This is a genomic window from Acinetobacter sp. BEC1-S18-ESBL-01 (genome assembly GCF_014169935.1).
GTDB lineage: Bacteria > Pseudomonadota > Gammaproteobacteria > Pseudomonadales > Moraxellaceae > Acinetobacter > Acinetobacter pittii.
Map to the genome: position 1 here is coordinate 3,812,317 of NZ_AP022302.1, position 20,422 is coordinate 3,832,738.

At 39.9% G+C, this 20,422-nt stretch carries 15 protein-coding genes and 2 pseudogenes; 5 read left to right on the plus strand and 12 right to left on the minus strand.

The window, feature by feature from the left end; all coding sequences use genetic code 11:
• Position 1: 1 nt before the first annotated feature.
• The gene (locus tag H7R46_RS18135; RefSeq protein WP_086260842.1) at positions 2-739 is read right to left on the minus strand and encodes a hypothetical protein; all 738 of its coding nucleotides are present in this window, start codon (positions 737-739) and stop codon (positions 2-4) included.
• Entirely contained in the window at positions 729-3,515 is a 2,787-nt protein-coding gene (locus H7R46_RS18140) for a type VI secretion system Vgr family protein (protein WP_086260841.1), read from the minus strand. Before H7R46_RS18140 ends, H7R46_RS18135 begins: the two co-directional genes overlap by 11 nt.
• 258 nt (positions 3,516-3,773) lie before the next feature.
• Between H7R46_RS18140 and H7R46_RS18145 the strand changes: the two genes are divergently transcribed.
• The 3 genes and pseudogenes from H7R46_RS18145 to H7R46_RS18150 all read left to right on the plus strand — a co-directional run bounded on the left by H7R46_RS18145 (position 3,774) and on the right by H7R46_RS18150 (position 5,836).
• Positions 3,774-4,466: a tetratricopeptide repeat protein gene (locus H7R46_RS18145; RefSeq protein WP_086260840.1), complete on the plus strand. Its 693-nt coding sequence runs from the start codon at positions 3,774-3,776 to the stop codon at positions 4,464-4,466.
• A 715-nt stretch (positions 4,467-5,181) separates the two neighbouring features.
• A pseudogene (locus H7R46_RS19525) lies at positions 5,182-5,274 on the plus strand (hypothetical protein); the annotation flags it as partial.
• 220 nt (positions 5,275-5,494) lie between these two features.
• Entirely contained in the window at positions 5,495-5,836 is a 342-nt protein-coding gene (locus H7R46_RS18150) for a hypothetical protein (protein ID WP_000011816.1), read from the plus strand.
• A 256-nt stretch (positions 5,837-6,092) separates the two neighbouring features.
• Here the strand turns inward: H7R46_RS18150 and H7R46_RS18155 are convergent, their stop codons facing one another.
• The 9 genes from H7R46_RS18155 to H7R46_RS18195 form a co-directional block, all read right to left on the minus strand.
• Entirely contained in the window at positions 6,093-6,602 is a 510-nt protein-coding gene (locus H7R46_RS18155; protein WP_086260839.1) for a GNAT family N-acetyltransferase, read from the minus strand.
• A 406-nt stretch (positions 6,603-7,008) separates the two neighbouring features.
• On the minus strand, positions 7,009-7,584 hold the full coding sequence (locus H7R46_RS18160) for a DUF4126 domain-containing protein (RefSeq protein WP_086260838.1): 576 nt from the start codon (positions 7,582-7,584) through the stop codon (positions 7,009-7,011).
• A gap of 122 nt (positions 7,585-7,706) precedes the next feature.
• Positions 7,707-7,841, minus strand: coding sequence for a zinc ribbon-containing protein (locus H7R46_RS18165; RefSeq protein ID WP_001983336.1), 135 nt, complete (start codon positions 7,839-7,841; stop codon positions 7,707-7,709).
• Between the two features lie 325 nt (positions 7,842-8,166).
• Positions 8,167-9,198 carry a GTP pyrophosphokinase family protein gene (locus tag H7R46_RS18170; protein ID WP_086260837.1) on the minus strand — a complete coding sequence of 344 codons (1,032 nt, stop codon included), beginning with the start codon at positions 9,196-9,198 and terminating at the stop codon, positions 8,167-8,169.
• Between the two features lie 334 nt (positions 9,199-9,532).
• On the minus strand, positions 9,533-11,092 hold the full coding sequence (locus tag H7R46_RS18175; protein ID WP_086260836.1) for a DUF4365 domain-containing protein: 1,560 nt from the start codon (positions 11,090-11,092) through the stop codon (positions 9,533-9,535).
• A gap of 84 nt (positions 11,093-11,176) precedes the next feature.
• Positions 11,177-13,783, minus strand: coding sequence for a Fe/S-dependent 2-methylisocitrate dehydratase AcnD (gene acnD / locus H7R46_RS18180; protein WP_086260835.1), 2,607 nt, complete (start codon positions 13,781-13,783; stop codon positions 11,177-11,179).
• Positions 13,783-14,940: a 2-methylcitrate synthase gene (gene prpC / locus H7R46_RS18185; protein ID WP_002120737.1), complete on the minus strand. Its 1,158-nt coding sequence runs from the start codon at positions 14,938-14,940 to the stop codon at positions 13,783-13,785. The genes acnD and prpC overlap by 1 nt, the downstream gene beginning before the upstream one ends.
• A gap of 259 nt (positions 14,941-15,199) precedes the next feature.
• Positions 15,200-16,084, minus strand: coding sequence for a methylisocitrate lyase (gene prpB, locus H7R46_RS18190; protein ID WP_005071840.1), 885 nt, complete (start codon positions 16,082-16,084; stop codon positions 15,200-15,202).
• Positions 16,077-16,787, minus strand: coding sequence for a GntR family transcriptional regulator (locus H7R46_RS18195; protein WP_001153627.1), 711 nt, complete (start codon positions 16,785-16,787; stop codon positions 16,077-16,079). The genes prpB and H7R46_RS18195 overlap by 8 nt, the downstream gene beginning before the upstream one ends.
• 45 nt (positions 16,788-16,832) lie before the next feature.
• Here H7R46_RS18195 and H7R46_RS18200 point away from each other — a divergent pair.
• Positions 16,833-16,967: pseudogene (locus H7R46_RS18200) on the plus strand (hypothetical protein).
• Positions 16,968-17,302: 335 nt separating this feature from the next.
• Positions 17,303-18,517: an aromatic amino acid transaminase gene (locus H7R46_RS18205; protein WP_086260834.1), complete on the plus strand. Its 1,215-nt coding sequence runs from the start codon at positions 17,303-17,305 to the stop codon at positions 18,515-18,517.
• A gap of 48 nt (positions 18,518-18,565) precedes the next feature.
• Here H7R46_RS18205 and dld read toward each other — a convergent pair whose 3' ends face one another.
• A complete protein-coding gene (dld, locus tag H7R46_RS18210) occupies positions 18,566-20,272 on the minus strand; it encodes a D-lactate dehydrogenase (protein ID WP_182924230.1) in 1,707 nt (568 codons plus the stop codon).
• Between the last annotated feature and the right edge of the window lie 150 nt (positions 20,273-20,422).

Below are 20,422 nucleotides of genomic sequence, written 5' to 3' on the forward strand. Positions count from 1 at the left end.
CCTACTTTTTAAGATGATATGTATTTTTAATATCTACTTTTACATCAGGAGACTTCATTAAATAATCATTTAAATTATCGGGTAAAAATAGGTATTTTGGCATTTCATATTTACTTGCCTTAAATGCTAGCTTTACTGTAGTGGATAGTACTTTCTCAGCATTTACAAACATATGGCCTGATTTCGCCATACTTGGAATTGCTTTTTTCGTTGCTTCTAAACTTTGAGTAGTGCAATTAGGGGCCAAAGCAAAATAGTCCTGAGATAAAGCATAACTTTTATAGTATTTTTCATTTCGTCTTAATGTGGCTGTTTTCAATAAATTATTATAATAATTTAATACCAGCATAGCCTGACTATCAAAGATTTTATAGCCATAAGCATGGGTTGTCCTCGTTTTTGAAGTTCCTACCCCTTGGCTATTTTCATCAGCAATATAAGCGTCAAAGCTACTCCAAATCCTTAATATCCCTTCCCCGCGGGGACTATTAGCACCCTCTAAAGTAAAAATACCAAAGCTTTCAGGTTTCGTCTTACCATACCTACCAAAATCATAGATATAATCCTTACCTTTTAACTTAATATAAACAGCAGTATGGCCATATGGCGACTCTCTATCACCTTCTCCATAAGCACTCCCTACTAATAGATGTAACTCAGCTTCTGGTTTCAAAGGAACTTTCTGGGTCGGTGGATTAGCTGTATTTGTTGTAGTACTTGTTGTTGAATTATTCCCCATTTACCAAATCTTCCTGTTCGAACCAATTAACAACTAATTCATCATTTTCAGCAGATTTTATGGTTTTCGTCATTCCTTTCTCATTAGTAAAACCATAAGATTTTATTCCCGTTCTTTTATTCAAAATTGAATAAGGTATTCCCTCTAATGGTTCATTCTTAGAAGAATCTATAGCTTGGAAATTACGATGCTCGGTTTTAATTCGCAAATCGGGCAATCCAGGAACATTAGCATTCGCACTCCCACCTCCCATAAACAAATGCTGTCCAGCCTTCACTTCAAACTTACCGCCTGTGGTCATAAAAATGCCCGAACCAGTAATTTTGACTTGAGAGCCGCCTGCGGTGAGTACAATTTCTTTGGCTGCTGTCGCTTCGATTTTATCTTCGGTCGAAATCACCTGCACAGCTTTACGGGCAATCAAATCTGCTCCGTCACCTTGAGCCTGTATCTCAACTTTGCCTTTGCCTGCATAAAGCCTCGCTCCTTCTTGAGCCGCAAAAAGGCTAATTTTATTTTGGGCATGCGCGATTAAATTCTTTTGGGTAGACAGGTTAATACTGTCTCCAGCAGTTTGGTTGAGCTGCCCATCTGCACTTAGGTGAATGTCTTCATTACTGCTTAGCGCGACGCTATTTGGGCTTGCCAGCAGCATAATCGCTTCTTTAAACGTTTTAGCTTTTGCGTTGTCTTGCTGCTCAAGTTTTTCGATAAAAGATTTTAGGTTTTCTAAATTTTCTAACGGATCAGTTTGCTGGTTTTTAGCAACTTCACTGAGTGCCTTGGCATTGTTGAGGCCACCTTCTATTTGTTGTTTGGCCTCATTTGCATCAAGGTGTACGCCTTGAGCTTGGTCTTGTTTATGAGTGCTAACGAGTAAGCCACTGCCAGCTCTTACCGCACCCCACTGGTCTGTTCTGAGTTCAAAACCTTCACCTCGGCCATCACTTTCCGCCTTGTCTTTTGGATGGCTTAAGTTACCGAGATTTAATTGGCTTGCGGCATGGCTACTTTGTAGCTGAGCACTGATTTGCCCTGTGGTGTCATCAAAACGTAGCTGGTTAAAACCTTTGCCATCCACTTCTTCTGAACGAATGCCACTGAGTTTCTTGGTATCAGGTAACTGACCTTTTTGGTCGAATTGCGTTGGGTGACGTTCAGCTTCGTGAATACGGCCCACCACAAATGGGCGGTCAATATTGCCGTCAAAGAAGTCGATGACCACGATCTCACCGACACGTGGCAAGAAGCGTGCGCCATAACCTGCACCCGCCCATGGGGTCAGCACATCGACCCAAGCGGAGTCGGTGTCATTGTCGTTACTTCCAGCACCACCGTCATGGCTATGGTCGTCAGTTCGGGTAAACAGGAAACGGACTTTAATACGTCCCCATTGATCGACATGAATGCTTTCGCCTTCTAACCCAACTACTCTAGCGCGCTGCGGGTGAGCAGCTGGTCGGTGCTCTAGCGGATTATATTCAGGCACAGCTTTAATGTTGCGACGAACCACGTTCAGCTCAGCATAGTGACGCTGCTCAGGATTTTGGCTGTCGAGTTGAGCTGCCTTGAGCTTGTCTTTTGGTAATAAGCGCTCAAGTTGCTGTTGTAATTCTTTCGGTAAATTATTCTGGTTGTAGTAGTGCTTGCTTAAGATTAAGAACTCTTTATCTGCACTGTCATGTTGGTCGAGTTCAGGATGGTCATTGAGTTCAAACCAGTAACCCACTTGTGCATCACGAACATTACCTGAAACGGTAAACTGCTTAGAACTCAGGTGATGATAAGCATTGATGTGCTGGTTAAGCTGTTCAATCTGGCTATTACCTGAAGCAGTAGCTTGATCTTCACCGTTTAAGTCCTGCATCCAAGCAGGGCTAACATGCCATGCATCTTCAAGATTTAGGCTAGCATTGTCATAGTGTTCGCTGTGCTTTTGGGTGCCTTGTACGCTACCACTGCCTTCTTCTTGTTGAAGGGCATCAGCTTGCCAGCGTTGCACATGAACCGAAGTCGGCTGTAAGCTTCGCTCAGCTTTGACTTGAGTAATGGTATCGAACTGTTCTGTCGCACTGCTGCGTTGGTAGCGTAGGTTACGACGTTCAAGCGCTTGATAATTTTGGTTATCGTCAATTAAACGTAAGACTTGTGGCTGAATGGAAGCATTCGGGTCAGCGACAAAAAGCTGTGATTCATCAACCAGCCAGTTAATTCCTTCACTACGCCACAAGCGGGTTAAAAAGTCATAATCGCTTTCGTTTGACTGCATCACAAATGGACGCACATCGTATTCTTTCGTTAAGCCTGCTGTGTCGAGCGTTAAACTTGAGGCAAATAAGGGGCTTTTGCCCTGCCATTCTTTAAACAAAATTTCGCTAATGTCCCGCACGCTTTTATTCATAAACACGCGGCTATTGCGGCGTTTATGCCAGAGTGCAGTTGGGTCTTTTAAGGTTAAGTTATATATGGTGAGTGAGCCGTCGCTTTGCCCTTGGCTTGCTTCGGTAATAATTCCTGTAGTTCTAAAAAACTGGCCTGTATCCGTCACCTGATCGACGGCAACCTGACAGCCAATAAATTGTTTTAATGCAATATGTGCGTTTGTCGACAGACACAGTAACTCAGCAACGCTACCTTGGTTGAGCGTATGCTCGCCCTCAATACGTTGTAAGAAGACTTGCTGATTTAAAGACTGATTTGAGAATTGGATATGAACAGCGCGATTTTGTGAAACAAGGCCTAAACGCTCCAATATACTCGACACACTCATCTGCATTTTTATTATCAATCAAACTTATATTTAGACCGCATTTTAATTAAAAAAAGACTAATCTGTCTATCTATACTCATTTTCAAAATGTAACTAGTCTAAATATGCAGTTTTAGGTTAATTTCTTATTAAATAGGTATTTAAACCTTAAAATCAGATCATTTTAAAGCGCTATAAACCAACCAAATATATTTAATATTTTTCTTTTACATTCAACCAGATATTAAAGAAAAATACTCAAATTAATAAAATTCAGGATGAGATATGAAAATACAAAAGTCTGCTTTTTATATATTTACGGTGATTTTCTCTCTTCATTCTTCAGCATTTGCTGAACCAAGTGTGGCCGATATTCAATATCGTGCAGAGCAAGGGCAATCCGTTGCTCAATATCATTTGGGGATGATGCTTTTAAGTGGCGAACAAGGCGTTGTTAAAAATTATGAACAAGCGTTTAAATGGCTAACTGCGGCTGACCAAAATGGAAGCGTTGGGGCAAAATATAGTTTAGGGATGATGTATTACACAGGCACAGGGGTAGAAAAAGATGCCAAGCGCGCTTTTGATTATTTTACTAAGGCTGCGGCCAAGGACCATGCGAAAGCGCAATATAACTTAGGGGTGCTATATGACAGAGGTGAAGGAACTGCGCAAGATTATAGAAAGGCGTTTGAATGGTTCAGTCGTGCTGCCAAGCAAGGCTACCCACCCGCAGAATATAATTTAGCTCATCTATATAAAAAAGGTCACGGCGTTTCACAAAGTGATGAGCAAGCGCTTAAGTGGTACACCAAAGCGGCTGAGCACAATGAAAGCGATGCTCAGTACAACTTGGCCCAGATGTATTTAAACGGTGAAGGCACGCCGAAAAACCTACAACTGGCAAAGAAATGGTTTCAGCAAGCTGCCGATGCAGGCGATGTAGATGCTAAAGAAATGCTTAAAAGTTTAGAATAGGCAGCCACCCCTATAATAGTTCTATTTATAAGATACCAAATCCTATTATTAATAAGATTATTTTATTATTTATTTTTTCTAATTAAATTTAAATATTAATTCTATTATTTTAAAAATACATTTAGATTTATTATTAAATCAAAAATATTTTAAATATTAAATTGACGTAATTAAAATCACCGATTATTATCTCGTTGCTGGCCTACATTGCCAGTCGGTTTTGACAGACCGCTGATCCACCACGGATTATAGTTCTGCTATAATTCGCTGGACCCTTGCGTCCCCCTTCTTTGCGGTAGGACGGTTGGGGGACGCCCCGTGCGTGCTGGTTCTATGGATCCCAGTCTGTCAACCCCTTTCCGTTCTACCACCATAAATTAATTCGCGGTAATCTGGTGGTAGGACTCCATAAATTATAAGGAGTTGACCATGACATTTTTCAAACTTATTCCCTCTCCTGCTTAATCATTTTATTTATTTAAAATTTAGGTTTTCTATTGCCTAATTTTTTAAATTCATAAACTATTTTTTATTTTAAAAATTTAATTATTTTATTTTCCTATATACATGGGAGGGTTAACTATTACCCAAAAATTATTTTAATCCTTAAAACAAATTATATTTTTATTCTACTCATAGATATAAATTATTATGAGAATAATATGACAATTTATAAATCTATTTTGGCTTTAAATTTGGTTCTAAGCAGCTACGGTTTTTCAGTTTGCAAAGTCCTGTTCTCCCACGGGACTTTGCCCCTACTTTTTTCAGCGTCATGCAGCGGTGTGACAAAAGTAGTCTGGGTTAAGCGTTTGGCTTAGCCCCTTTATCTCTGTGCTGCAATGGTTTATTACTTTAAATCAGCGCAAAAGATTAAAGTCTGTTGCAGCACAGAGGCCTAAAGAAGAATATTTTTAAGAAATTTGAATTCTTATAGTTTAGATATTTCTATACTCAGCTCGTTTTTAACGATAAAGTCATGTTTAATAAGTAGTATTTTTTTCACTAATATCATAGAGCTAATAAAAATGAGTTTTTATACAGAACTACAAGTCCGTTATACAGATTTTGACACGATTGATTTATCTACTGAAAAGCAGAATATCCTAGAAATATTAACTGAAGATTCAATCCACGAAGATGTTTATAATGCTTTAGTAGATGCCTTTTCTAATGGTCAGGCAGGCCTTAATGTCGATCCAGTTTATTGCCTAGAACTCATAGAAAAAATTACCGCTCTATTTCCAAATGCAAATTTTGAATGTCGAGGACTAGGAGAAGAGTACTTCTATACGTGGATCCTCTGTGTTGAAAATGGCCAGATTATTTTTAGTAGCAAGCCTTGGGAAACTGAAAATCCTTTTATATAAGAATAACCCTACCCATTTTTGTACGTTTTAACCTACAAACTTTTAGGGATTTTGCGGATTGGCGATGCCCTGCTTTTTTCCTATGATGAGTTCATACAGGAACAGGATGTTCCAGAACATAAAACAACAATAATAGGTTCAAGCACCAGGAGCGTGAGATACGACAGGAGTCATATCTAGCAACCAAATACGAAAAAGCTCGACAGGATGTCGGGCTTTTTTTATTGCCATTTAAAAATAACCTAAAAGAAAATTCTTATACTGTTTTATTCACAACATACCTTTGAACTACTTGATTGAGAGTAATTTCAGAATGAAGACGACCATTGTTTGCTTGAATAGTTTTTGCAGAAGCTAAATTAGATTTATAACAATGTATATGTAACTCCGTTAGGCCTAGCTTCCATGCCTCCTCAATTGTAAGCTCTAACAATTTCGAGCCAAAATTCTGTCCACGTTTAGAAGGACGAATACCTAAACCAATATGTCCACCACAATATTCAATCTGTTCATTGAGTTTAAGTCGCAAGTTAGACGCGCCAATAATTTCATTACCTTCTACTAACCAATATGTAATGTTGGGAACATGCCCTTCTTCTAGGGATTCCCCTTTTTCATAATCTCTCAGTTTATTCAAAAATGATTCAAAATTTGTATGGTCAAACTCCGTTGTCAAAGGGTGACGATCTTCATCTGCTAATTCATTAATATAGTTGTTATAGCTCTCTTTAAATCTTAAATGAGGTTTTACCAACATAACGGTCATTTATTTATTACTCCCGATAAAATTGTTCTTTTTACAATCAAACTTAAACATAACATATTGTTATCAATAGCAACTCTTATTCTTCTTAACATCTTAAATGATTAGATATAAAAGTAAGCCCCCTCTATTTACCTCCCGTGGTAACTACAAAATGCCCTACACCATGTTTCAATGTACGTTTTAACCTACAAACTTTTAGGGATTTTGCGGATTGGCGACACCCTCCTTCTTTACTATTATGAACTCATGCAGGAACAGGATGTTCCGGAACATAAAACAACAATAATAGGTTCAAGCACCAGGAGCGTGAGATACGACAGGAGTCATATCTAGTACCCAAATACGAAAAAGCCCAACAGGATGTTGGGCTTTTTTTATTGCTGTTTAAAATATGTTTAGGCTAAACCTATAGAGGACTATGCGCCTGTTCTTGCTTTTTATGGCGTATCCAACGTACCGCTAAAATAACCGCAATCAGCACCACAACTGCAACAAGCGCAGGCACTAACAAAGCTGAAACCGAAAGTAAGATCGCTCCAATCCATTCACCTGTCGCAACAACAAAATTACCCAAGCCACCCGTAGTTGCAGTTGAAACACCACGTGCAGCAACGGTACTCATTTGCACCACACCAGCCGTACCACCGCCCACAATAATCGCTGCTGCCCAACTGGCAAACTGAGACATTTCTCCACTACTCACCGCCATTGTCGCTAATGTACCCGCAATCATCGCCGCAGGAGTTGCAACTGTGTCTAAGGCATTATCGACCCACGGAATATAGTAAGCTGCGACTTCACACACCGTTGCCACGCCTAAAGCCAAACACACCGATGGCAGAGCTAACCATTCAAAACCTTTCGATGGCTCAAACCATCCCATCATGGTTGCAACGCTCATGACCAGTAGCGGCACAAACACGCGAAAACCGCAGGCAGCGCTCAGGCCCACGCCAATACATAAACCTAATATTGTTTCCATAACGGTTTCCTTTTCATGCCCATCACGGGTCTTGTTATGTAAGTCTTATTTTTAAATTAACAAAAAGCCCCATCGGGTGACAGGGCTTTTTGTTAAATGCGAACGCAAATATTATTTCATTCTTAACGTTTAAATTGCGTGCAGTAGCATTTCGTGCAAGGTGGTAAAGGGTCTGTGTTAATTTCTAAAAACACTCTATGACCGCACTGAGCACAGAAATAGAAGCCTGTTCCGGGTTTTTCGCCAGCTGTTACCATGATTACATTCCTATAATCGTATATATATTAAACAGGAATATAACCCACTTAAAGTGAATGTCAATTGTCCATTTCGCCCGATGATGATGGCATAAATGCAAAAAATGTTATTTGTACGATTTATCTTACATAGATTTAGGGATTTAGCGGATTGGTTATCCTCTACTTTTTTTCTATGATGAACTCATACAGGAACAGGATGTTCCGGAACATAAAACAACAATAATAGGTTCATGCATCAGGATCGTGAGATACGACAGGAGTCATATCTAGCAACCAAATACGAAAAAGCCCGACAGGATGTCGGGCTTTTTTATTTCTCTCTTTACATAGATCTTTCCTGAAGCCAATGATCAAATCTATCTCTCTGATTTTTATATAGTATTTTTTTGTATTTTTCTTTATCATTTTTATAAAGAATATGCCGAATTTCAGTAAATGGATTAATCACATGAGGATCGTTCTCTTCTTGCTCTAGATATTCTTTATATTGTTCAACATCATTGAACTCTTTTTCAAAAATTTCTTTAAAATCTTTAATCTTCAAAGTCCCATTAGAATATTCAACTATTTCTGCTACAAACCCATCAATTTTATGAGGTTGAAAGTTAAATTCACTAAATTTATCTTCAACAATAGCTAAGAATGTAAAAGCATCTAGTTCTTCGGTTATAGATATGGTTTGGTCTAATTTGTCTCTTGCTTCAGCTTGTTGATCATCTGTCTTAATTTTAATATTGTAAAATTCTCTATCAGCTAGCTCGAATAGTGCAGCTAAAGTGTTAATTCTTCTTTTCATTGATATTGGAATGGACTTTTTATATTTTATTTTATGATCTAAAACGCTCCATGCATCTTGAATTATTGTACGAATCTGTACTTCAAATCTTAGATTAGAATATCTTTTATATTCTTTCATCTCAACTCTTGGACTTTTTAATTTCAGATCTACATGCAATCCTTTATATCCAAATGAATCTTCACGAGCTTCCATAGCAGAAATTTTATCCGTCACTTCTATAACTTCAAACTCTTTAGCTAAAGCATCCTTAATTTTAGAAACATCTGTTTCATATAGTGAAACTATTCTTAAACCAATTAAATCTGTAATATGATCTTTTATTTCATAAGGCGTGTTTTGTTCTTCTAAAACAGTTTGATACTTCAAAGAAAACTTCTTTACACATTCTTCTCTTGACTTAACCCGACCACTTACCGCTGCTATAGGAAACTCATCTATTAATAAAGCATTGATAATTGCTATAAAAGCATTTTTAGCTTGGTTTAGTAACGTAGAATTTTCATTCCAATAATCCCTAAAAATAACTTTTTCTTTTTCAAAATCTAATGAAGCCACAATATATTCCTAAAAAAACCCCATTATCAAAATAAGATCTTTTAGAATAAATTTCAATCAGTTATAGACTAAATAATTAAGTCGCTTAAATTCCTAAAAAGTCTTCCACAATTTTATTCTGTACGATTTAACCTACAAGCTTTTAGGGATTTAGCGGATTGGCTGTCCCCTGCTTTTTTTCTAATATGTACTCATACAGGAACAGGATGTTCCAGAACATAAAACAACAATAATAGGTTCATGCATCAGGATCGTGAGATACGACAGGAGTCATATCTAGCAACCAAATACGAAAAAGCCCGACAGGATGTCGGGCTTTTTTATGGTTTTTAATTTATACAGCACCTGTATCCCAGTTATAGAAAACGTCGTATTCATCTGTATATTTACTTATCGTGTTTTGTATTACTCTACTAATTTCTTCATTAATATTTTCATTACTTCGAGTAAATATAAGAGTTCTTTCTATTATTAGTTCACCTTTATCAATCCTAAATTTATTTTTTGATATTTTCTCAGGCTTACCAATAATTGTTAGAATTGCTCCTATAGCATGACTACCTAATCTGCAAAATATAGCTGAAGTCGAAGTTGTTTTCTCAAATTCGAATATACGATTACTGTCTACCTCATACTCGACTCTAAAATCACACTTATTTGTTTTAGTAATTATAGTATGGAACTGTTCAATTTCTTCTCTATAATTATATAACTCCTGAATAGAAATAAATATTTCATCATAAATTTTGCTTTGAAAACATATTTGTAATGCCTTATTCAATAGATCATCAAATATAATTAACTCTCTTTTTACAAATTTAGTTTTCAAATCAAAGAATAAAGGCTCAAAATTTTCTACTTCTAACTCCATAATAATCTTTTGATTATCTCTGCTCATCAGATCAATTAGACCTAAAGCATCTTTTAATTTTTTTAGTTCAAATCTCCTATTCTCCCCCAATGTAAAACTATAATTAGATTTATTTGCATATGGTTCACACGTCATATCGAAGAATTCACCAATAATCCGAAATTTTGCAAATTTTCTATATTCCTTAAAACTAAAAGGTGAATTATAAAAATCAATATTAAATACTAAACCACTTGATAAGCTATCTTCTTTGAATCTAATTTTTCCTTTTTTAGGTGGCAACACTCCCAAACTTAGTTTTGCTTTAGGTATTTCAAAATTTGAATTTTTCGATGGGATACCAAATCGTTTTTCAATATTAACTAAGTTTTGAACATCTAACTCCTCTTCTAATCCTAAAGAAACATCAATGATTTTCTGTATACCCTCTTCACCTTCAAGAGAGAATTGAACTGTTCCATATCCATCTTCGAAACCACACTCTTGTAAATATTTATTTTTACTAGCTATGTAATCAGAATAGTTTTCACCTATATATTTCAACAGATTTTGTTTTAGATTTTCACCATCTAATTTTTCAAGTCTGTGTTGCTCACTATAAGTAAGTGTCATTTTTTTCTTGCTTAAATTTTTATGCTCTTGAGTTTGTTCTATTTGATGAATCTTTTTAAGAATTCTATAAACTAGCTCATTATCTACATGTAGAAGAAATGCATTTTGTACTTCATTTTTATTATCAAACTCTAAAAAACAGTAAAATGTTGGCATTGAAGCTGTTGCCATTTGTCTTAAATTTGACAAAGTAATTTGCAACTTTCTATTCCTATTATCAGTCGCTTTTACTTGGACTTTGCAATCAAAAGCAGGCTTATGTAATTTTAAAACTGATAAATCATTAGTTATAGGAAATTGAACATAAAAGTCCCAGCCTGTTCGATCAATTATTGATGGATTCGCAATTAAACCTACTTGATTACACCAAACTGAAAAAGTACTTTCACCCAACTGCCCTAAATCTCTCATATATACTCAAAACTCTTAAATTAAAAGACCCCACTTTAAAGTAGGGTCTTTTTTAAACAGAATCAATTACTTTTAGCTAAAGTATCAAGCCACTTGGCCTTCTAAAAAGTCTTGCGCAAAACGCTGTAATACACCACCCGCTTCATATACAGAAACTTCTTCTTCTGTATCTAAACGGCAAGTCACTGGTACTTCAACAATCTCTTCTTTACCATCCGCTGTGGCGCGTTCAATCACTAAAGTTAAAGTCGAACGCGGCGCAATATTACCAATCACGCTATAAAGCTCTGTACCATCTAGCTTTAAAGTCTTACGGTTTACACCCGGTTTAAACTCAAGTGGTAACACGCCCATACCCACCAAGTTAGTACGGTGAATACGCTCAAAACCTTCTGCCACAATCGCTTCAACACCTGCAAGGCGTACACCTTTTGCAGCCCAGTCACGGCTTGAACCCTGACCGTAGTCAGCACCCGCAATAATGATTAACGGTTGCTTACGGTTCATGTAGGTTTCAATTGCTTCCCACATACGCATCACTTCGCCTTCTGGCTCTACACGCGCTTTTGAACCTTGCTTAATGGTGCCGTCTGAGCGAACCACCATTTCGTTATACAGTTTCGGATTGGCAAATGTTGCACGTTGTGCAGTCAAGTGGTCACCACGGTGCGTTGCATATGAGTTGAAGTCTTCTTCTGGTACACCCATTTTATGAAGATATTCACCCGCAGCCGAGTCCATCAAAATCGCATTTGAAGGCGACAAATGGTCGGTAGTGATGTTATCACCCAAAATCGCAAGCGGACGCATGTTCGCTAAAGTACGTGGTGCAGCCAACGCCCCTTCCCAATATGGTGGACGGCGGATGTAAGTACTTTGCGGACGCCAGTCGTAAAGTGGGCTCTTCGCTTGTTCAACTTCGCCCAAGTCAAACATTGGAATGTAGACTTTACGGAACTGTTCAGGTTTCACGGCTTCTTTAACTAACGCATCAATTTCAGCGTCAGATGGCCAGATGTCTTTCAGGTAAATCGGGTTACCTTCTTTGTCATGACCTAACGCATCTTTTTCGATGTCAAAACGAATCGTACCTGCAATTGCATACGCCACGACAAGCGGTGGAGATGCCAAGAACGCTTGTTTTGCATAAGGATGGATACGACCATCGAAGTTACGGTTACCAGACAGTACTGCGGTTGCGTACAAGTCGCGGTCAATAATTTCTTGCTGAATGACTGGATCTAACGCACCAGACATACCGTTACAGGTCGTACAAGCGTAAGCCACAATACCAAAGCCAAGTTGCTCTAAGTCTTTTAGAACACCCGCTTCTTCAAGGTAAAGTGCAGCCGCTTTTGAACCCGGTGCAAACGATGATTTCACCCAAGGTTTACGAACTAAACCTAGCTCATTTGCCTTACGTGCCAACAAACCTGCCGCCACAGTGTTACGTGGGTTAGAAGTGTTGGTACATGAAGTAATTGCAGCAATAATGATTGCGCCATCTGGCATTAAGCCATCAGAACGGTTTTCAACAACACCTGCAATGCCTTTTTCTTTTAGGTCCGCAGTTGAAACACGTGCATGTGGGTTTGATGGACCAGCAATGTTACGTGTGACTGTCGATAGATCAAAACGTAGTACACGTGGGTACTCTGCTTTGGTCATGTCAGATGCCCAAAGGCCGATTTCTTTTGCGTACTGTTCAACCAATGCCACTTGAGTATCTTCACGGCCTGTTAGGCGTAAGTAATCAATCGTGTTTTGATCGATGTAGAACATCGCAGCAGTAGCACCATACTCTGGTGTCATGTTCGAAATAGTTGCACGGTCGCCCACAGACATACTGTCAGCGCCTTCACCAAAGAACTCAAGGTAAGCACCCACCACGCGCTCTTTACGCAAGAACTCTGTTAGAGCAAGTACGATATCTGTTGCAGTAATGCCTGCCTGACGCTGACCTACAAACTCAACACCAATAATGTCTGGCAGACGCATCCAAGATGCACGGCCTAACATTACGTTTTCAGCTTCTAAGCCACCCACGCCCACAGAAATTACGCCCAAAGCATCTGTATGTGGCGTGTGTGAGTCTGTACCCACACATGTGTCTGGGAATGCTACGCCATCACGCGCTTGAATCACCGGAGACATTTTCTCTAGGTTAATTTGGTGCATAATGCCGTTCCCCGCAGGGATCACATCGACATTTTTAAATGCGGTTTTAGTCCACTCAATAAAGTGGAAACGGTCTTCGTTACGACGGTCTTCAACAGCACGGTTTTTTGCAAAAGCGTCTGGGTCAGCACCACCGTATTCCACTGCTAAAGAGTGGTCGACAATAAGCTGAGTCGGCACAACTGGGTTAACTTTAGATGGGTCGCCGCCTTTGTCAGCAATCGCATCACGTAAACCTGCAAGGTCAACCAGTGCAGTTTGACCCAAGATGTCATGACACACCACGCGCGCAGGATACCAAGGAAAGTCCAAGTCCTGACGGCGTTCAATTAGCTGCGTTAAATAAGCAGTTAAATTCTCGGCATCGGCACGGCGTACCAATTGCTCAGCGAGTACTTTAGAGGTGTAAGGCAGTTTTTCGTATGCGCCTGGCTGAATATCTTCAACGGCTTCACGCACGTCGTAATATTCAAGCTGGGTGCCTGCCAGCGGTTTACGGTATTTTGTGTTCATTAACCACGCTCCGCCAATGGTTTAAATTCGAGGTTTTCAGGGCCTGTGTAGTTCGCGCTTGGACGAATGATTTTGCCGTCTTGACGTTGTTCAATCACGTGCGCTGACCAACCTGCTGTACGTGCAATTACGAACAATGGTGTGAACATGGCAGTTGGAACGCCCATCAAGTGATAGCTCACTGCACTGAACCAGTCGAGGTTCGGGAACATGTTTTTCACTTCTTTCATCACTGCTTCTAAACGCTCAGCGATGAGGTACATTTTGGTGTTCTCTTGTGCTTGTGCTAAGTCATGCGCAACTTTCTTAATGACTTCGTTACGTGGGTCAGAAACTGTATAGACAGGGTGACCAAAACCGATCACAACTTCTTTATTTTCAACACGTTTACGGATGTCAGCTTCTGCTTCGTCTGCGTTGTCGTAACGCTGTTGAATCACGAATGCAACTTCGTTTGCACCACCGTGCTTAGGTCCGCGAAGCGCACCAATACCGCCTGTAATTGCCGAGTACATGTCAGAACCTGTACCTGCAACCACACGTGACGTAAATGTTGATGCGTTGAACTCGTGCTCAGCATACAAAATCAGAGAGGTATGCATTGCTTGAATCCATTCTTCAGATGGTTTTTCGCCATGAAGTAAATGTAAGAAATGCGCTGCAATTGAGTCGTCATCAGTTTCAACTTCAATACGACGACCGTTATTGCTGAAGTGATACCAATAAAGCAGCATTGAACCTAGGCTTGCCATTAATTTATCAGCAATGTCTTTTGCGCCAGCTTCGTTGTGGTCTTCGTGTTCTGGCGTTAAGCAACCTAACACTGACACACCTGTACGCATCACATCCATTGGGTGTGCAGACGGTGGTAATTGTTCAAGTGCAGTTTTAAGTGCTGCTGGTAAGCCACGAAGTGCTTTTAATTTTGCTTTATACGCTTTGAGTTCAGCTTTGTTTGGTAATTTGCCATGTACGAGCAAGTGAGCAACTTCTTCAAACTGGCTACCTGCCGCAAGATCAAGAATGTCATAGCCACGATAGTGCAAGTCGTTACCGCTACGTCCTACGGTACACAGTGCTGTGTTGCCTGCAACTTGTCCGCTAAGTGCAACTGATTTTTTTGGTTTGAAGCCTGTTGTTGTTTCATTTGAGCTCATAGAATCATCCTTTATATCAACCAGAATTTGTTGTTTGTTCAATTTTTACTTGGGTAAAAACGCGACAGCTTCTTGCCGAGTTCTCATCCATTTTTTGGATTAACCTGCCGTTCGCCTTACTTTTCACGGATGAAAAGTAAGCAAAAATCCTTGTTGGTCTGACGATATATCCCTATATCGCAGTCCAACGTAGCGGCATCCATGCCGCCCTCACGATAGCCAAGACCATCGCTTCCCCTTCTTTTAAAAGAAGGTTGGTTTATTTCTTTTTAGCAAATGCGTTGTCTAAGTAGTCTTCAAACGCATAGTAGTTAATGCGTTCATATAACTCTTTACGCGTTTGCATAATATCAATCACGTTCTTTTGAGTACCTTCTTTACGTAAGGTTTCATACACAGTTTCGGCTGCTTTGTTCATAGCACGGAAAGCAGAAAGCGGATAAAGCGCAAGGCTTACATCGGCAGATGCTAACTCTTCAGTGGTAAACAGTGGTGTAGAACCGAACTCTGTGATGTTTGCCAAAATTGGTGCACCAGTCTTCTGAGCAAATTGCTTGTACATATCAAGCTCAGTAATTGCTTCAGGGAACAACATGTCTGCGCCCGCTTCAATGTAGGCACCTGCACGGTCAATGGCAGCTTGTAAGCCATCTACAGCCAATGCATCGGTACGTGCCATAATCACGAAGCTGTCATCACCACGCGCATCAACCGCAGCTTTAATACGGTCAACCATTTCTTCTTGAGTCACAATGGCTTTGTTCGGACGGTGACCACAACGTTTTGCACCCACTTGGTCTTCAATGTGCATTGCCGCAGCACCAAACTTGATGAGTGCTTTTGTAGTACGAGCAATGTTAAATGCAGAAGCACCAAAACCTGTGTCAGCATCAACCAATAATGGAAGATCACATACATCTGTAATACGACGTACGTCTGTCAACACATCATCCAGGTTACTGATTCCCAAATCAGGTAAGCCTAAAGAACCAGCTGCTACACCACCACCTGATAAGTAAATCGCTTTATAACCTGCACGTTTTGCCAAAAGTGCATGATTGGCATTGATGGTTCCAACCACTTGTAATGGCTTTTCTTGGGCTACTGCATCGCGAAATAGCTGACCTGCGGATTGTTTAGCCATTGTTATGTTCTCCTTGTGCTTGTAGCAGTGTTTGCTCAATAATTTTGTAAGAAGCATTGATATGTCGATGCATAAGCAGCTCGGCAAGTTCACCATCGCCTTCTGCAATTGCATCTAAAATACGGATGTGTTCGTCCCAAGCTTTGCTCGGTCGATCGGGTGTGTTTGAAAACTGAATTCGGTACATACGGATGAGGTGATAAAGCTCATCACATAGCATTTTTTCTAGCGTTTTATTGCCACTACTTTTGATAATGCAGTAGTGAAAATCGTCCTGCCCTTCTTGCAAGTAATATCCCTTACCTGCTTTAAAGTTTTCATCTTCAGCATGCATACGCAAAACATCACGTAGCGCCAAAATTTGCTTTTTATCAATATGCTGTGCCGCAAGTTTGCAAGCCAAACCTTCTAAAGACGCACGAATCTGGTAAAGCTCTTTAAACTGTTGCAGTGAGAGCGAAACCACGCGCGCACCCACATGAGCAGTGCGCTCAACCAAACGTTGCCCTTCAAGACGATGAATCGCTTCACGTAAAGGTCCACGGCTAATGCCGTAAGTACGTGCCAGCTCAGGCTCAGAAATCTTGCTACCTGCCGGAATTTGACCCAAAACAATCGCCGTCTGTATTTGTTTAAATACATTCTCGGTCAGTGTTCTTCCCTGACTTTGTAATGGCTCTGGTGCGAAGGTCAAATCTTGCATATTGTCGACAATTTTTAATCAATTATGAGTTTTATAGCGGTATGAATGAAAAAAATCAAGGTGATTGTTGACACTTTACAGAACGCATCAGGTCAATTTTTATAGCCTGACCGCTTATATCACCTTATATTTAAAGTATTAAACCACTTGCCATTTGATATTTATAAAACAATAACTTAGTTTCAATTTATCTATGGTTTTATAACTCTTTCTTAGTTACTTTTTAGTCATTAAACTTTTGTTTCAAACTTTAGTCTACAACCAATGTATTACAGCAAGATTGTAGACAATCTGCTTGAATGAAAGCATGAGTTATAAATTAGTATCTATTTACCGTAATTTCTTTTAAATCTTTTTATCATTTTCATCCAGAAAATATCGATATTAGTGAAATTATCAGGTGCTTCACGGTAGCTTTATTGATACATTATTGAGCATCGACATAGTTGTGGCGTATTTTTCGAGACAGAAAAAACCCAGCACTATGCATATTGTTGAATGAAAGGACTTTTTTGATGTTTCAACATATCCCCCCATACGCAGGCGATCCAATTCTCTCTTTAATGGAACAGTTCAATGCTGATACTCGTTCTGGAAAAGTGAACTTGAGTATTGGTCTTTATTATAACGAAGACAGCATTGTTCCTCAGTTAGAGACCATTATCGAGGCGCAAAAGCGTATTGAGCCTAAGAACGGTAAAACCAAACTTTATTTGCCAATGGAAGGCTTCAAACCTTACCGTGAAGCAATTCAAGCACTCTTATTTGGTTCAAACAGCCAAGCAGTTAAAGCTGGCCGTGCTGTAACCATCCAAACGCTTGGTGGTTCAGGTGCATTGAAAGTTGGTGCAGATTTCTTAAAAACTTATTTCCCAAATTCAGACGTTTGGGTAAGCCAACCAACTTGGGACAACCACGTTGCGATTTTCAATGGCGCTGGCATCAAGACTCATTTCTACCCATATTTCGATAACGAAACACGTGGTGTAGATTTTGACGGTATGCTTTCTACACTTAAAACTTTGCCTGAGCAAAGCATTGTGTTGTTGCACCCATGCTGCCACAACCCAACTGGTGCTGACTTAAACCCAGCTCAATGGGACCAAGTAATTGCAGTATTAAAAGACCGTAACCTTATTCCATTCCTAGACATCGCTTACCAAGGTTTTGGTGACGGTATGGAAGAAGATGCGTATGCAATCCGTGCTTTAGACCAAGCGGGTCTAAACTTCATTGTGAGCAACTCGTTCTCTAAAATCTTCTCTTTATATGGCGAGCGTGTTGGCGGCTTAACTTTCGTATGTGACGATGCAGAAGCAGCTCAGTGCACATTCGGTCAGTTAAAAGCGACGGTACGCCGTATTTACTCTAGCCCTCCTACTACAGGTGCTTGGTTAGTTGATGAAGTGTTAAATGACGCTGAACTTAACCAACAATGGCAAGGCGAAGTTAAAGAGATGCGTGAGCGTATTATTAAAATGCGTAGTATCTTGAAAGACGAACTTACTAAAGCATTACCAGACCGTGACTTTAGCTACCTTGTAAACCAAAAAGGTATGTTCAGTTACACAGGTTTAACTGCTGAGCAAGTTGATATCTTGCGTGAAGAATATGCAATCTACTTAGTACGTAGTGGTCGTATTTGTGTAGCAGGCTTAAACATGAACAATGTTTACACTGTTGCTAAAGCGATGGCTGAAGTGCTTGCTAAATCAGTAGAAGCAGCATAAATCATCTATTAAAAAAGGCGCTTCGGCGCCTTTTTTTATGTCTCAATATTACGATTTAGCCTTGCCCCAATACTTCAGTTTTGAGGTATGCCCAATCCCCACATTAAAGCTATTGGTTGGGTCAAGTTTTTGATAGAAATTGGCTAATGCAGGTTTGGCAATGTAAAGGTGCCCAACATTATGCTCTGCCGGATATTCAGCACGGCGCGCGTCCAACAACTTCCACATTTGATGTTCCATTTCTAACGGATCATTACCCTTTTTAAGAATATAGTCCTGATGAAACACATGACAAAAGAAATGCCCATAATAGAGTTTATGGAGGATTTTATTTTCCATCTCGGCCGGCAGTTGCTCTACCCACTCACGGTCATTACGACGTAACGCAATATCAAGCGCCACAATATCTTCAACTTCACTACGATGCGTATCACGATAACGAATTGCCGCCCCTGCAATCGCAAAACGGTGTAAGAAGGCCTTTCGCCCTTCTTCTTCGCTACATACGAAATAGCTGCCTGACTGATGTACTGCAAAATATTCTTTTAAAAACTGCTCGGTCTGTACTTTTGAATTATTTTCAACACGCAGCACTAAATGGTGCTCATAACGATCTCGATATTCGGTCATGCGCTTAGGCAAATGACTCGGTAAAAAGAAGGTAATGGCCTGTAAAATATGATCCGTTAAGCCTTTAATTTTAAATCGTTCTAAGAAGCCATCGACTTTATCTTTCATCGCAAAAGCTTTTGGAACATTGGCTGTACCAAACTTTTCAATAAATAAGAAGGTGTCTTTTCCGTACTTTTCACCAATTAAATAAGCATCTCGGTGAATATATTCGCCCGCAATTGGCAGGCTTGGTAGTGAGGTGAGTAAGTAACGGCGAATCGCTGTTAAATCATCGGCATCATTAGTCCCAATATAAAAGACATTGCTCTCTACTTTTTCATAAGTATCAAGACGTACAGCAAACACACAGACTTTACCAGCCGAACCCGATGCCTCAAACAAACGTGACGGGTCTGCATTAAAACGAGCGGGTGTATCTTCATCGACTTGCGTCACATCGTGGGCATAACGATGGTCAGACGCCTGTTTTTCACTGTCATCTAAAATATCTATAGCTTGGTATTGTTGCTTCTCTAAACGAGTCAGAATTTCTTCAGGAGTCGAGCCTAAATTTACGCCTAAATGATTTACCAGTTCTAACTGACCAGTAGCGTTTACCTGAGCATATAACGCCAGTTCAGTATACGCAGGGCCACGGCGTACCAATGCACCGCCAGAGTTATTACAGACACCGCCAAGTACCGATGCCCCAATACAAGATGAACCAATCACTGAATGCGGTTCACGGTCATAACCCTTTAAAATTTGCTCTAAATTATCTAAGGTCGCACCCGGTAAACAAATGACTTGCTTACCGTCATGAATGACCTGAATGCCCTTTAATCGGCGCGTACTCATGACCAAAACAGGGCGGTCATAATCATCACCATACGGGGTTGAACCACCGGTCAATCCCGTATTGGCCGCCTGCATAATCACAATACAGTCTGCCTCAATTGCAGCTTGGAGCACCTGCCATTGCTCTAGCAAGGTCCCTGGTACCACCACTGCAAGTACTTTCCCCTCACCAAAACGACGACCTTGGCGGTACTGACGCGTGCTTTGGTCATCGGTCAAAACATAAGAACGCCCTACAATATTTTGTAAGCGATCAATCACTGCCTGAGGGGAAAATGTTTGCATGATGGTTTCCTTTTGGTCATCCATTTATCAAATTAGACCAACACGACGGGATCTTACCGTTTGTAATTTATAATTTAATTAGCTCATTCCCTAATGTGAATCAGCCCTGTATTTACTATCGTGGTTGGCGGCCTGGATGCCGCCGTTTCG

Excerpts from the sequence above, each read along its gene's own strand:
- H7R46_RS18155 (WP_086260839.1), bottom strand. The coding sequence starts at position 6,602 with ATGACCGTTATGTTGGTAAAACCTCATTTAAGATTTAAAGAGAGCTAT.
- prpB (WP_005071840.1), bottom strand. The coding sequence starts at position 16,084 with ATGGCTAAACAATCCGCAGGTCAGCTATTTCGCGATGCAGTAGCCCAA.
- H7R46_RS18165 (WP_001983336.1), bottom strand. The coding sequence starts at position 7,841 with ATGGTAACAGCTGGCGAAAAACCCGGAACAGGCTTCTATTTCTGTGCT.
- H7R46_RS18150 (WP_000011816.1), top strand. The coding sequence starts at position 5,495 with ATGAGTTTTTATACAGAACTACAAGTCCGTTATACAGATTTTGACACG.
- H7R46_RS18205 (WP_086260834.1), top strand. The coding sequence starts at position 17,303 with ATGTTTCAACATATCCCCCCATACGCAGGCGATCCAATTCTCTCTTTA.
- H7R46_RS18145 (WP_086260840.1), top strand. The coding sequence starts at position 3,774 with ATGAAAATACAAAAGTCTGCTTTTTATATATTTACGGTGATTTTCTCT.
- H7R46_RS18175 (WP_086260836.1), bottom strand. The coding sequence starts at position 11,092 with ATGAGAGATTTAGGGCAGTTGGGTGAAAGTACTTTTTCAGTTTGGTGT.
- H7R46_RS18135 (WP_086260842.1), bottom strand. The coding sequence starts at position 739 with ATGGGGAATAATTCAACAACAAGTACTACAACAAATACAGCTAATCCA.
- acnD (WP_086260835.1), bottom strand. The coding sequence starts at position 13,783 with ATGAACACAAAATACCGTAAACCGCTGGCAGGCACCCAGCTTGAATAT.
- H7R46_RS18140 (WP_086260841.1), bottom strand. The coding sequence starts at position 3,515 with ATGCAGATGAGTGTGTCGAGTATATTGGAGCGTTTAGGCCTTGTTTCA.
- dld (WP_182924230.1), bottom strand. The coding sequence starts at position 20,272 with ATGCAAACATTTTCCCCTCAGGCAGTGATTGATCGCTTACAAAATATT.
- H7R46_RS18195 (WP_001153627.1), bottom strand. The coding sequence starts at position 16,787 with ATGCAAGATTTGACCTTCGCACCAGAGCCATTACAAAGTCAGGGAAGA.
- prpC (WP_002120737.1), bottom strand. The coding sequence starts at position 14,940 with ATGAGCTCAAATGAAACAACAACAGGCTTCAAACCAAAAAAATCAGTT.
- H7R46_RS18160 (WP_086260838.1), bottom strand. The coding sequence starts at position 7,584 with ATGGAAACAATATTAGGTTTATGTATTGGCGTGGGCCTGAGCGCTGCC.